This is a genomic window from Acidisoma sp. (assembly GCF_965199065.1).
GTDB lineage: Bacteria > Pseudomonadota > Alphaproteobacteria > Acetobacterales > Acetobacteraceae > Acidisoma.
In genome coordinates this window covers 354,111-367,398 of record NZ_CBDAQN010000003.1, presented here as the reverse complement: position 1 = coordinate 367,398, position 13,288 = coordinate 354,111, and the positions used below count along the sequence as shown (strand labels likewise).

9 protein-coding genes are annotated in these 13,288 nt (G+C 68.0%); 6 read left to right on the top strand and 3 right to left on the bottom strand.

Going from position 1 to position 13,288, the window contains the following annotated elements:
- Positions 1-59: 59 nt before the first annotated feature.
- From ACOEQ1_RS09925 to ACOEQ1_RS09915, 3 genes are read left to right on the top strand one after another with little or no spacing between them, the layout of a single operon-like run.
- Entirely contained in the window at positions 60-1,007 is a 948-nt protein-coding gene (locus ACOEQ1_RS09925) for an ABC transporter permease (RefSeq protein ID WP_419759088.1), read from the top strand.
- Complete coding sequence (locus ACOEQ1_RS09920) at positions 1,004-1,816, top strand: ABC transporter permease (protein WP_419759087.1); 813 nt, start codon at positions 1,004-1,006, stop codon at positions 1,814-1,816. Before ACOEQ1_RS09925 ends, ACOEQ1_RS09920 begins: the two co-directional genes overlap by 4 nt.
- A complete protein-coding gene (locus ACOEQ1_RS09915; protein WP_419759086.1) occupies positions 1,813-3,297 on the top strand; it encodes an amidase in 1,485 nt (494 codons plus the stop codon). Before ACOEQ1_RS09920 ends, ACOEQ1_RS09915 begins: the two co-directional genes overlap by 4 nt.
- Here the strand turns inward: ACOEQ1_RS09915 and ACOEQ1_RS09910 are convergent.
- The 3 genes from ACOEQ1_RS09910 to ACOEQ1_RS09900 form a co-directional block, all read right to left on the bottom strand.
- Complete coding sequence (locus ACOEQ1_RS09910; RefSeq protein WP_419759085.1) at positions 3,290-4,291, bottom strand: P1 family peptidase; 1,002 nt, start codon at positions 4,289-4,291, stop codon at positions 3,290-3,292. The genes ACOEQ1_RS09915 and ACOEQ1_RS09910 overlap by 8 nt on opposite strands.
- Entirely contained in the window at positions 4,291-5,199 is a 909-nt protein-coding gene (speB, locus tag ACOEQ1_RS09905; RefSeq protein WP_419759084.1) for an agmatinase, read from the bottom strand. The genes ACOEQ1_RS09910 and speB overlap by 1 nt, the downstream gene beginning before the upstream one ends.
- 148 nt (positions 5,200-5,347) lie before the next feature.
- On the bottom strand, positions 5,348-6,481 hold the full coding sequence (locus tag ACOEQ1_RS09900; RefSeq protein ID WP_419759083.1) for a Hint domain-containing protein: 1,134 nt from the start codon (positions 6,479-6,481) through the stop codon (positions 5,348-5,350).
- 400 nt (positions 6,482-6,881) lie between these two features.
- Here ACOEQ1_RS09900 and mutS point away from each other — a divergent pair, with 400 nt between their 5' ends.
- The 3 genes from mutS to ACOEQ1_RS09885 are packed head-to-tail and all read left to right on the top strand — an operon-like array spanning position 6,882 to position 13,265.
- The gene (mutS, locus tag ACOEQ1_RS09895; RefSeq protein ID WP_419759082.1) at positions 6,882-9,575 is read left to right on the top strand and encodes a DNA mismatch repair protein MutS; all 2,694 of its coding nucleotides are present in this window, start codon (positions 6,882-6,884) and stop codon (positions 9,573-9,575) included.
- Between the two features lie 2 nt (positions 9,576-9,577).
- Entirely contained in the window at positions 9,578-12,364 is a 2,787-nt protein-coding gene (locus ACOEQ1_RS09890) for a [protein-PII] uridylyltransferase (RefSeq protein ID WP_419759081.1), read from the top strand.
- Between the two features lie 25 nt (positions 12,365-12,389).
- On the top strand, positions 12,390-13,265 hold the full coding sequence (locus ACOEQ1_RS09885) for an SMP-30/gluconolactonase/LRE family protein (RefSeq protein WP_419759080.1): 876 nt from the start codon (positions 12,390-12,392) through the stop codon (positions 13,263-13,265).
- Positions 13,266-13,288 lie beyond the last annotated feature (23 nt).

Below are 13,288 nucleotides of genomic sequence, written 5' to 3'. Positions count from 1 at the left end.
ATGGGAGTTTTCCGGTTCTTTGGGCGGCCCATCCTGGTCGCGAGAAAGAACCGCCTGCGGTGACTGCTTTTCTTTTGCGCCGCTCCATCGCACTGGCGGTGGCGCTCGTCGTCGCGTCCCTCGTCGTCTTCGTCGTGCTGCAGATCCTGCCCGGCGATCCGGCGCTCGTCATCCTCGGACCGGACGCCCAGCCGGATACGCTCGCCGCGCTCCGGCATCAGCTGGGCTACGACCTGCCGGTGTGGCTGCGTTATCTGCGTTGGGCCGGGCACCTGATGACGGGCGACTTCGGACGCAGCACTGCCTATGATGCCTCAGTCGCATCCCTCATTCTGCAGCGCATCGGCGTCACGTTGCCGCTCGCCGTCATGGCGATGCTGCTCTCGACGGCGCTTGCGATCCCGCTCGGCGTCTATGCGGCGTCCCGGCGCGGCGCCTTGGACGGCGGCATCATGGCGGTCACCCAGATCGGTGTCGCGGTGCCGGATTTCTGGCTGGCGTTGTTGCTCGTCCTCGCCTTCGCCGTGCATTTCACCTGGTTCCCGGCAGGCGGCTTTCCCGGCTGGTGGCATGGCGCCGGCGCCTCGCTCAAGGCGCTTGTGCTGCCAACGATCGCCCTCGCGATCCCCCAGGCGGCGATCCTCGCCCGCGTCACACGTGGCGCCGTGCTGGATATCGGCATCAGGGAGTTTCTCCGCACGGCGCGCGCCAAGGGTCTTTCGGAAGGCGGCATCCTCTGGCGCCATGCGGTGCCGAACGCGCTCATTCCCGTCATCACCCTCATGGGTCTGCAGTTTTCCTTCCTGCTCGCCGGCACCATCATCATCGAGAACGTCTTCGCGTTGCCGGGCCTCGGCTCGCTGCTCTTTCAGGCGATCGGCCAGCGCGATCTCGTGCTGGTCCAGGACCTCGTCCTGCTCTTTGCAGCGCTCGTCATCGTCATCAACTTCATCGTCGACCTAGTGAACGCGACAATCGACCCACGGCTGCGAAGCCGGGAAACATGAGCCTCCTCCGCATCATCGTCGGGGGCGGCATCACCGCCACCGTGCTGCTCATGGCCGCCGTCTCCCTCCTCTGGACGCCCTATGCGCCGACAGGGATCGACATTCTCCATCGCCTCGCGGGACCATCGTCCGCCCATCCCTTCGGCACCGATCCGTTCGGCCGCGATGTGCTGTCCATGATCATGGTCGGCGCCCAGAACTCCCTCGTCGTCGCGGCGGTCGCGGTGGCGCTGGGCTGCGTCATCGGCGTGCCCGTGGGGCTGATCGCCGCCGCTCGCCGAGGCTGGACGGAGGAGGTGCTGATGCGGGGCGCCGATCTCGCCTTCGCCTTTCCGGCGCTGCTCACGGCGGTGATGCTGACGGCCCTGCGAGGTCCCGGCGCTTATACCGCGATGGTCGCCATCGGCATCTTCACCGCGCCGGTTCTGGCCCGGGTGACCCGCGCCGCGGCCTCGGTCATCTGGGTGCAGGATTTCGCGCGCGCTGCCCGCGCTTTGGGCCGCGGCAAGCCGGGCGTGACCATGGTCCATATCCTGCCCAACATCACCGGCGTGCTGATCGTGCAGATCACCATCCAGCTTTCGCTCGCAGTTCTCGCCGAAGCGGCGCTCTCGTTCGTGGGGCTGGGCGCGCAGCCGCCGATGCCAAGCTGGGGCCGGATGCTGAACGATGCCCAAACGTACATCTATACGGCGCCACTCCTGTCGGTGTTTCCCGGTTTTGCGATCGCCGCGGCTGTCCTCGGCCTGAACATGCTCGGTGACGGGTTGCGCGACGTTTTTGACCTGAAGCGACGGAGACGGGCATGACCGCGCCTTGGACGGTGCAGACGCTGACGGCGGCGCTGGCAAAAGGCGAGATCACGGCGGAGGCTGTGGCCAGGCAGTCGCTGGCCCGGATTGCGGCCGAGGATGGGCGGCTCCGTGCCGTCATTACGCCAAACCCCGACGTGCTCGCGGACGCTCAGCGGATCGATGCCCGCCGGGCGGCCGGTCAGCCGGTGGGGCTGCTGGCCGGGGTTCCGGTTCTGGTCAAGGACACCATGGATATGGCGGGGCTGCCGACCACTGGCGGCTGGTCGGTGCTCTCCGCCCGTGCGGGTGGTCTCGATCTCATCCCCGCGCGCGATGCTCCGGTCGTCGCCCGGATGCGCCGGGCCGGCGCTCTGCTGCTCGGCAAGACCAATGTGCCGGTGATGAGCGCCAGCGGCACCAACGCCAATAACAGCTGGGCAGGGCCCACGTTGAACGCGATCGCGCCCGACCGCGCGCCCGGCGGCAGCAGCACCGGCAGCGCCACGGGCGTCGCCGCCGGCTATGCCGTTATCGGACTTGCGGAGGAGACCGGCGGCTCCATCCAGAATCCGGCGGCGGCGCAAGGGCTGGTCGGCATCAAGCCGACCTTCGCGCTGGTGCCCAACTCCGGCGTCATGCCGCTCGCCAACAGCACGCGGGATGTCGTGGGGCCTGTGGCGATGACGGTGGCGGACGCCGCGATCGCGCTCGATGTGCTTGCGGGCTACTCCGCCGACGATCCCAAGACGGTCGCGGCAATCGGCCGTCGTCCTTCCGGCGGCTATGTCGAGGCCCTGGTTCCGGGCGCTCTGCAGGGCAAGAGGATCGGGCTCTACGGTCCCGGCTGGCGCGCGGCGGCGCTCCACCCGGCCACCGAGGCGCTGTTCGCCCGCGCCTGCGAGGGGCTCCGCGAACTGGGGGCCGTGCTGGTGCCCGATCCCTTCGCGGGTTCCGGCTTCGCCGAGATCGCGCGCTTCGTGAGCGCCATGCAGTATGACGCGCGGGGCGAGGAGAGCGTGGTCTACGACTTCGACCGCTACCTTGCGGGGCTCGGTCCGCAGAGCGCAGTCCACTCGCTCGAGACCCTCAGGCAGCTGACCCGCGCCGACCCGTTCGATCGTGCGGGTCCGCTTGGCTATCTGTGGGACAACAAGGGATTCGCGGACCTCTGCGCGGATTACACGCACCCGCCTGATCTCACCGATTTTCTCCGTGTTCGGGAGGAGTATCTGGCGGTTTTCGACCGCGTCATGAGCGCGCATCGCCTCGATGCGGTGGCGATGCCGCAGACGCGGTCCGAGCCGCCGCTGCTCTTCTCGCCGGATCAGATTCAGGAAACCTCCGTATCGGAGATCAACATCGCCGGCCTGCCAGGCGTGACGGTGCCGGCCGGTCTCTATCCGTCAGGTGTGGGGTTCGGCCTGCTCTTTGTAGGCCGGCTGTGGAGCGAGGGCGCGTTGCTCTCCTACGCCGCCGAATACGAGGCCATTACCTGAAGAGCGTGCGCCAATCGGGCTGGGCATCCGGATAGGGCAGGGCGGTTGCCTCGAAAACGCCGCGTGCGACCGCGCGCGCGGTCACCATGGTTGCGGCATGGCAGAGCAGCGTAAGCTGGAGCGCATCGACGGCTGTCCCCTCGCCGGTCGACGCGGCAAACATCGTGTCGCCATCGAATGGAAGATGCGCGGAAAGTATGGCGCGGGCCACACCATCCTGCGCCGCAATGGCGAGGCGCTTCGCCTGCGCCTTGGTCAACGGGGCGTCAGTGACGACGAGGCCTATGGTGGTGCCGGCTTCCGGCGTGGGATCGGGCAACCCCTTGAAGCGCGGGAGCAGGGCCTCCGCCGGCAGAGGCGCCGGTGGCCAGCCCAGGCCCCCGAACTCCCGGTTCTGCTCGAAGGGCGCCGACCAGAAGTGCGGCCCGGTCCCGATCAGCGGATTGCCGACGGCGTTGGTGACGGTGAGCGCCGCGATGCGGAAGCCGTGAGCCGTGAGGTCACTGGCCGAGCCGATGCCGCCCTTGACGAAGGCCGTCGTGGCGCCCGTTCCGGCGCCGGCCGTCCCCAGCGCGAAGGACTGCGCGCGAGCGGCCTCGGCGGCGGCGTAGCCCAGTTCGCGATAGGGCGAGAAGCGCCCCCAGTCCTTTTTGCCGCCGTTGCGCAGGTCGAAGATCATCGCGCCGGGCGCGATCGGCACCCGCACCGGGCCGAAGACCAAGCCGCGGCCCTGCTCCCGTAACCAGGCCTGCACGCCGCCGCCCGCGTCCGCGCCGAACGCCGAGCCGCCCCCGAGCGCGATGGCATCCACCCGCTCGACGGTCATTTCGGGGTCGAGCATGGTGGTGTCGCGGCCGGCCGGCGCGCCGCCGAGCACGCTGACGGAGGCGATGGCCGGGCGCTCGAAGATGATCGCGGTCACGCCCGAGCCGAGGGCGAGGTCGGTCGCGTGGCCGACCAGGATGCCGGGAATGTCCGTCAGCAGGTTCAGCATCAGTCGGATGCGGTCGGCCGGCCCAGGAGTGCCAGGTAGTCCCACATCACCGTCGCGGCGGCGAGGGCGGTGATCTCGCTCACGTCGTGCGCGGGCAGCACCTCCACCACATCCATGCCGACGAAGGAAATGTTGGTCAGGCGCCGGATGATGGCCTGTGTCTGCCAGGAGGCGAGGCCGCCGATCTCGGGCGTTCCTGTGCCGGGCGCGAAGGCAGGGTCGAGGCAATCCACGTCATAGGTCAGGTAGGCGGGCGTCTCGTGCCCCACCACCGTGTGCACGCGCGCGGCGACGCGGGCGACACCGATCTCATGCACCTCCTGCGCGCTGATGATCGTGACGCCCTGATCGATCGTCCAGTCCCAGACGTCGCGCTGGATCGGCGAGCGAATGCCGATCTGGATCATGCGCCGCGGGTCCACGAGGCCTTCGTTGATGGCGTGGTAAAAGACGGAGCCGTGCCCATAGACCTGTCCGAAGCTTTCATCCCAGGTGTCGGCGTGGGCGTCGAAGTGGACCAGCGCCAGCGGCTCTCCGAGGTGCTTGCGGAGGGCGCGGAGCAGGGGCAGCGTCACGCCATGCTCGCCGCCCATGGCGAGGAGATGAGGGATCGGCGCCGCCTGTTCCTCGATGAGCGCCAAGCTGCGGGGGAGGTCGCCCAGCGCGATCTCGAACTCGCCCATGTCGGCGATCGCCATACCGCCGATGTCGGTCCAGAAATGCGGATGGTCGCCATCCACGAGCATGCGGCTGGCCTGGCGGATCGCGGCGGGCCCGGAGCGTGCGCCCGCACGGTTCGTGACGCCGATGTCGAGGGGAATGCCGGCCACCGTGAAGCTTGGCCCGATGCCGGAAAAGCGCCGCCCGAGAAAGCCCGGTCCGGTCGCGAAGGTTGGAACGCCCGCCATGTGGTGGCCCTTGCCGGTCTCTGGCCCGGCGCGTTCGCCGTGGCCCGTGGCCTCTCCATAGCCCAGCCGGAGCAGGCTGACGACCGCAGAAGCGACCCGAGCAGGCGGATGAGCGTCCGCCGGGACCGTCCCGGGTTGGCGCTTGCCGTCAGGCCAGCGTCACGGACTTCGGAAGCTTCAGACGGCGGGGCCTCTCGCCGGTACCTGCGGCGAGCGTCTGAACCGCGGATAACGGGGCTGGGGTCGCGTCCGCCGAACTGGTCAGCAGGGCGTGCAGCTTGACCGCTTGTTGTTCAAGCCAGTCGAGCACCCAGCGCTTCTCTGCGAGATCGGCATGTTCGACCATCGCCGCGAGGTCCAGGCTGGCGAGCGCGCTCGATGGACGATGCGCCGGAAGATCGAAGGGGCAACCGGACAAAGCCAGGCCATCGGCCGCGCGGCGAATGACGAGGTGATGCGCCAGTTGCGGGTCGAGCGCCCTGGGGAGTTCGACGTTGAAGGCATGATGACCGTCGCCGATGCCTACGCGGAGGAGGTCACTGCGAAACCTGTCGGCAACCGTGACCGCGATCACCTTGCCCCGGTCGAGCACTTCGAGCACCACGGGAACCTTGGGGTGATCCGTCAGCCAGGCCCAGCCGGAGATGACCGTGCAGTCGACCCATTCCAGCTTGCCGAGCAGGGGGCCGCTCTGCGGACGGTCCATTATGCCCTCGGGCGTCATTCCGGCGCGCCAGGCGAGGCGGGCACGGATGCGTTCGATCAACGGGCCGCTCTGAACGACCGGGGCGCAGGAGGTCCAGGATTTGGTCGGCTCCGAGCTGTCCGGCGCACGCCCGGTGCCGCTGAGGAACATGCCGCGGTTGCCGCGGTCGACATAGCTTTCTGTCGGCATGCCTTCGGCGAGCACGACCGCATGGACCGGCAACTCGATGTGGTAGTAGGCGATCGGGTCCATGTCGTGGCACGTCAGGATGCTGATTCCGTTCACGAGCAGCGCTACAGGTATCAGTGCCCCATCGATGAAGACGTTGTGCAGAGGCGAGATGCAGAGGTCGCGGGCTGGAACGCCGTCATCGATGGCCCCTGCTTTGATCACAACCGGGATGCTGTTGGGGTTCATGCGCGCGAAGGCGCGCCCGTAGATCCGTTGGCCGATCCAGCGGATCGGCAAGGCTTCGCCTGACACAGTGAGGGCTTCATCGCCCAGGCGCAGTTTTTCGACCCGCACACGTCCGCGTACAGTCGAAATCCGCGTGCCGGCACAGAAACTCGCGCACATTGTGCGTCACCTCCTGAATTGGTTTAGCCTTATGAAGACGAGGTGATTGTGCCAGGACATCGGTCGGAGCATTTGCCGGCCGCAGTCAATCCATTTCTCACAAACTGTTAATACCATAACCTGGGGTTAATACAAACAAAGATCATAAGCGACCCGAGGTAACCAACTTTTGGATCAGCGAGGCCCATCAACAGGCTTTTGCGAAGCCAAGCTTTCCAGCGTGGGAGAGTTTAACCAAAATCGTTTCTAGCGCAGACTGTATTTTGGAACCCTCGCCAGGGCATGCCGGCGGGTAGGGTCAGCTCCTGATTGCAGGCTTGCGGCGTCTCGCCCGGGAACGCACGCCCGCGCCTCGCGCGCCCCACTTCGCGCAGGCGGCGCGGCCCGCTACGCTATAGCGATGCAGACACCAAGTGCCGACGGCGCGTCGCCCTCCATGTCCCAATGGTTCGCCATGAAGGCGGACCACCCGAACGCCTTGCTTTTCTTCCGGATGGGCGACTTCTACGAGCTGTTTTTCGCCGATGCCGAGGCCGCGGCGGCGGCGCTCGACATCGCGCTCACCGCCCGTGGCGAACATGGTGGCGCACCCATCCCGATGTGCGGCGTGCCTGTTCATGCGCGCGACGCCTATCTCGCGCGTCTCATCCGGCGCGGCTTCCGCGTGGCGCTCGCCGAGCAGATGGAGGACCCCAAGAAGCGTACCGGCCGCGGCCCGCTCAAGCGCGAGGTGGTGCGCATCATCACCCCGGGCACGCTGACCGAGGAGGCGCTGCTCGATGCGGCGGCCCCCAACCTGCTGCTGGCGCTGGCTGAGGCTGCGACCTCGCGTGGCGGGGGGCGGCAGTCGCCGCCGCCGATGCTGGGCGCCGCCTGGCTCGACATCTCGACCGGCCAGTTCGAGACCGCCTGTCTGGCGAAGGCCGATCTGCCGGCGCTGCTCGGGCGGCTCGACCCGGCTGAGATCGTGGCCGACGCCGCCATCCATGTCGGCCCGTGGGATGAGCGGCGGGCGGCCGATGCGCCGGCGACGGCGCCGCGGCCCGAGGAGGCGCGGCACCGGCTCGCCGAGGCATTCGCGGTCGCGAGCCTCGACGCCTTCGGCAGTTTCGAGGACGTGGAGGCGGTGGCGGCGGTCCTCGCGCTCGATTACGTGCGCCGCACCCAGGCCGGCCGCCTGCCGCACCTTTCCCGGCCGCAGCCGCAGGGCGCGCGCGGCGTGCTGGCGATGGATGCCGCGACCCGCGCCAGCCTGGAGATCAGCGAGACGCGTACCGGCGAAACCGGCCGCCACACGCTGCTGGCGGCCATCCGCCGCACTGTCACCCCCGGGGGCGTGCGCTTGCTCGCCGGGTGGCTGCATGCGCCGCTTACCGACCAATCGGCGATCGTCGCCCGGCAGGATGCCTGGGACTTCCTGCTGTTGCAGGGTGCGCTCACGGAGCGGCTGCGGGAGCGCCTGCGCGCGGCGCCCGATCTGGCCCGGGCGCTGGCGCGTCTGGCCCTGGGGCAGGGAACGCCGCGGGACCTCGCGGCGACCGCCGACGGGCTGAAGATCGCCGATGAAATTGCCCAGTGCCTGAAGGACGAACGCTTGCCGGAGGCGCTGCCGCCGCTGCTGGCGGAGGCGCGGACGGCGCTGGGCGCTCTGCCGGATCTCGCGGCTTATCTGGCCGGCGCACTTGCCGATCCGGTGCCGGTGCGGCTGGAGGATGGCCGCGCCATCGCGCCGGGCTTCGACGCCGAACTCGATGCGGAACGCGGCCTCCGGGACGAGCAGCGCCAGATCCTCGCCCGCGTGCAGCTCGACTATGCCGAGCGCTACGGGGTCGCGAGCCTCAAGATCAAGCATCACGCCCAGCTCGGCTACGTCATCGAGGTGCCCGCCGCTGCGGCCGAGAAGCTGCGGGACCGGCCGGAGCTCGTGCTGCGCCAGGGGCTGGCCGCGGGCGCACGCTTCACGAGCACCGAACTCAGCGAACTCGATCGCCGGATCGCCGCGGCGGCGGACCGGGCGGCCGCGCGGGAGCGGGTGGTATTCGACCATCTCGTCGCCCGGACGCTGGCGGAGCGCGCGGCCATTTCGGCCTGTGCGGCCGCCCTGGCGCGGGTCGATGCCCTGCAGGGGGCGGCGCGGCTGGCCGAAGCCGCCGGCTGGTGTCGCCCGCTGATCACCGAGGACGAGGCGTTGCAGATCAGCGGCGGGCGGCATCCGGTGGTGGAGGCCGCGCTCTCGGGCAAGGCCGTCTTCGTGCCGAACGACTGCGACCTGTCGCCTCCTCAGCGCCTCATGCTGCTGACCGGCCCCAACATGGCCGGGAAGTCCACCTTCTTGCGGCAGAACGCGCTGATCGTGCTGATGGCGCAGGCGGGCCTCCCGGTGCCGGCGTCCTCGGCCAGCATCGGGATCGTCGACCGGCTTTTCTCGCGCGTGGGCGCGGCGGACGATCTCGCCCGCGGGCGCAGCACCTTCATGGTGGAGATGACGGAGACGGCGGCCATCCTGCACCAGGGGGGTCCGCGCAGCCTGGTGGTGGTGGATGAGATCGGCCGCGGCACGGCGACGCTGGACGGGCTCGCCATCGCCTGGGCGGTGTTGGAGGCCTTGCACAACACGATCCGCTGCCGGGCGATCTTCGCCACGCATTTTCATGAACTAGCCCGGTTAACCGGCATCATGCCAAGGTTGCAGCCCGCGACGATGCGGATCAAGGACTGGAAGGGCAGCGTCATTTTCCTGCACGAGGTGACACACGGCGCGGCCGGGCGAAGCTGGGGGGTGCATGTCGCCGCCCTGGCCGGGGTGCCGGCGCCAGTGGTGAAGCGGGCGGCTCATCTGCTGGCGACGCTGGAAAAATCCGGGCCACTCACCGTATCGGCCGAATTGCCCTTGTTCGCGGCGGCGCAAAAGCAACATGATGACGCTGATACGGAAACGGGAGAAAGGGCGGCGACACCGGCCCCCGATGTTCTGCGCGAGGCTCTGGCGGAGATCGACCCGGAGCGTTTGACCGCGCGCCAGGCGCTGGAGAGCCTCTACCGTTTGAAGGAATTGGTTTCTGGCTCTCCCGCCGCGGATTCTTTAGCATCGTGATAATGTCGCACACCGCCGATAGCCCGAGTTTGACAGATGCCCTGGCGGAGCTAGCGGCAGAAGGCGCGCTGCCGCCGCCTCGCGATGCGGTGCTTGCGGCCTTCCGGCGGCACCTCGCCCGCATGCAGCACCAGCTGCAACATGCCTTCGAGCGGGACGAGCTGTCGGGACTGGCCGCTGCCGCCACACTCGCCTCTCATATGGATGGCGTGATCGCGGCGCTCATCGAATACACCGGCGCGGCGGTTTTGCCTGTCGCGGCCGACCGCATGGCAGTTGTCGCGACCGGCGGCTATGGGCGCGGCTACCTCGCGCCCTTCAGTGATATCGACCTGTTGTTCCTGACCGCGGCCGATCCTTCGCCTCAGTCTCTCGCGGCGGTCGAGTTCATGCTCTACTTCCTGTGGGATCTGGGGCTGAAAGTTGGTCATGCCACGCGGTCGATCGAGGAGTGCCTGACGGAGGCGCGCGCCGATGCGACCATCCGAACGACGTTGCTCGATGCCCGCTGCCTCGTCGGCGACGAGGCGATGTTCCTGGAATTCCGTTGCCGGTACCGGGCCCAGTGCGCCGAAATGGGCGCTGCCGATTTCATCCGGGTCAAGCAGGCCGAGCGCAGCGCGCGCCACCGCCGCTATGGCGACAGCCCGTTCCTCGTCGAGCCGAACGTCAAGGAGGGGAGAGGCGCGCTGCGCGACCTGCACTTCCTCCATTGGATCGCGAGCTACGTCTTCGATACCGACGACATTCGCGACCTGCTCACCAAGGAAGGCCCGTTCGGGCCGATGCTGACGCTGCGGGAGGCCCGTCACTTCAACCGCGCCTCCGACTTTCTCTGGACGGTGCGGTTCCATCTTCACTATGTCGCCGGGCGGCCGGAGGAGCGCCTGACCTTCGATCTGCAGCCCATCGTCGGCGCCCGTATGGGATACACGCGCCACGGGGTGCAGGATGGCGTCGAACGGTTCATGCGCCACTATTTTCTGACGGCGCGGGATGTGGCCCGCCTCAGCCACGTTCTGGAGCCCGAGCTTGTGCGTGTGGCGCGCGGCTCACCCGCCGTGGTGGCGGCGACAGACGAGGCGCTGCGTCAGGCTGGCCTCACGCTCGCGGACGGCCAGCTCATCTGCGTTGACCTCGACGCGGCAGCTCAGCATCCGATGATCATGTTGCGGCTCATGCAGTTCGCGCGCGACCGGCACCTGAAGATCCATCCGCTCGCCCTGCGCTCGATGATCCGTAACGAGCGCAGCACCATCAGCCTTCGCCGCGATCCGGTGGCGATGGCGATGTTCCTCGATCTGCTCTGCGGCAAGGATGGCGAAACCGGCCGGTCGGACGGCGCGCGCTGGATGTCCCTGATGAACGAAACGGGCATCCTCAGCCGGCTGGTGCCGGACTGGGCGCGCATTGTCGGCCAGATGCAGTTCGACACCTATCACGTCTTCACTGTCGATGAGCACACAATCGAAGCGCTGCGCGTCGTGTCGTCGCTGGAGCGCGGCGAACTCACCGATGCGGCGCCGGTCGCGTCGAGCATCGTCGATCACCTGCAATCCCGCCGCGCCCTCTACACGGCCGTTCTCTTGCACGACATCGCCAAGGGCCGCGGCGGCGACCATTCGGTTTTGGGCGCCGAGATTGCGCTAACACTCTGCCCGCTGTTCGGCCTCTCCGCCGAGGAAACCGAGATGGTGTCCTGGCTGGTGCTGCATCACCTGCTGCTCAGCCAGACCGCCTTCAAGCGCGACATCGACGACCCCAAGACGATCCTCGACCTCGTCGATACGGTGCAGTCGCCCGAGCGGCTGAAGCTGCTGCTGGTGCTGACCGTCGCCGACATGCGAGCCGTGTCGCCGAAAGTCTGGAACGGCTGGAAGGCGACGCTACTGCGCGAACTCTACACCCGCGTCGCCGAGGTGCTGGCTGGAGGGCTTGCCACCACGGAGCGTGACGTGCGCGTGGCGCGCGCGAAGGAAGCGGCGGCCGAGCGCCTCAGCGACTGGACCGCCGAGGATATCAACGCCTTCCTCGATTTGGGCTACCCGGCCTATTGGCTGAGCTTCGATCCGGCGACGCATGAGCGTCATGGCCGCCTGGTTCGGGATGCGCGGCACGCCAATGCGCCGCTGAGCGTGCAGCATGAGGTGCTGCACAACCGGGCGGTGACCGAGGTGACGGTGTACGCCGCCGACCACGCCGGGCTGTTCAGCCGTATCGCGGGCGCGTTGGCGATCGCGGGCGCTTCGATTGTCGATGCTCGCATCCACACGATGACCAACGGCATGGCGCTCGATACCTTCTGGATTCAGGATGCGGCAGGGGGCATCTTTGCGTCGCCGCAGCGCCTGGCGCGGCTTTCGGTCCTCATCGAGCAGGCCTTGTCGGGCCGCCTGAGGATGGCGAGCGAAATCCGCAGCCTGTCCGATGCGTTGCTCGGACAACGTATGCGGGCCATTCATGTCCCGCCGCGCGTCGTCATCGACAATCATGCATCCAACACGCACACGGTGGTCGAGGTGAATGGCCGCGATCGCCCGGGGCTTCTGCATGACGTGACCGCGGCGATCACCGACCAGGGCATGCAGATCGCCTCCGCCCATGTCAGCACCTACGGCGTGCGGGCGATCGACGTCTTCTATGTGAAGGACGTCTTCGGGCTGAAGATCCAGAACGAGCGGAAGCTCGAGAACCTGCGTCAGGCCATTCTGCAGGCGCTGACGGGCGGGGACCAAACGACGCCCGAGCCGGATGCCGAACGCGGCCGGGCGAAGGTCACCGCGGCCTGATAGCCGCCGACATGAAGGAGCGACCGTGACCCGCGCATCCCCCCAACTTGTCTGGGACTGTCACTGTGGAACCGGAGAAACGCCGACCTGGGACGATCAGGCCGGAGCGCTTTACTTCTGCGACATCCCTGGCGGCCGCCTGCATCGCTTCCATCCCGCGACGGAGGAGAAGACCTCCTGGCAGTTGCCGGAGGTTCTCGGCAGTTTCGCGCTCTGCCGCTCCGGGCGCATTCTCGTCTGTCAGAAGCAGAAGCTCATGATGTTCGACACTGTGACGCAGACGCTCGAGCCCTTCGCACAAGTTGTGGAGGCGGACACGAACCGGCTCAATGACGGCAAGGTCGGCCCCGACGGCTGCTTCTGGGTCGGCACCATCAACGAGGGATCGGATGGATCGCCAAGCGGCCACCTCTATCGCGTCACGCCGGCGGGGGAGGTGGAGGTCAAGGTCGAGGGGCTGAAGAACGCCAACGGCCTCGCCTGGACCGCCGACGGGCGCACGATGTTTCACTCCGATACGCGAGGACCCTGGATCGACTGCTGGGACTTCGACCCGGCCACCGGCGCCATCTCCAACCGCCGCCGCTTCGCCGATGTTTCGAACGAGGAAGGCCGCCCGGATGGAGGCGCGCTGGATGTTGAGGGCTTCTATTGGTCCGCCGGCTCCGGCATGAGCGTGATCAACCGCTTCGCGCCCGACGGACGCCTCGTCGAGAAGGTCGCCATGCCGGTGCCCAATGCGACCATGCCAGCTTTCGCCGGCGACCGGCTGTTCATCACGTCCGCGCTACCCAAGGACGAAGAGGCGCGCCGGAAGTTTCCCTTGGGCGGGGGCCTTTTCATGATGCCGGTGGAGGTTCGCGGCGTTCCAATCGGCCGCTTCGAAGACCTGAGGGGTTAGCTGACCCGCGCCATTGCGGCGGC

Excerpts from the sequence above, each read along its gene's own strand:
- ACOEQ1_RS09915 (WP_419759086.1), top strand. The coding sequence starts at position 1,813 with ATGACCGCGCCTTGGACGGTGCAGACGCTGACGGCGGCGCTGGCAAAA.
- speB (WP_419759084.1), bottom strand. The coding sequence starts at position 5,199 with ATGGCGGGCGTTCCAACCTTCGCGACCGGACCGGGCTTTCTCGGGCGG.
- ACOEQ1_RS09920 (WP_419759087.1), top strand. The coding sequence starts at position 1,004 with ATGAGCCTCCTCCGCATCATCGTCGGGGGCGGCATCACCGCCACCGTG.
- ACOEQ1_RS09900 (WP_419759083.1), bottom strand. The coding sequence starts at position 6,481 with ATGTGCGCGAGTTTCTGTGCCGGCACGCGGATTTCGACTGTACGCGGA.
- ACOEQ1_RS09890 (WP_419759081.1), top strand. The coding sequence starts at position 9,578 with ATGTCGCACACCGCCGATAGCCCGAGTTTGACAGATGCCCTGGCGGAG.
- mutS (WP_419759082.1), top strand. The coding sequence starts at position 6,882 with ATGCAGACACCAAGTGCCGACGGCGCGTCGCCCTCCATGTCCCAATGG.
- ACOEQ1_RS09910 (WP_419759085.1), bottom strand. The coding sequence starts at position 4,291 with ATGCTGAACCTGCTGACGGACATTCCCGGCATCCTGGTCGGCCACGCG.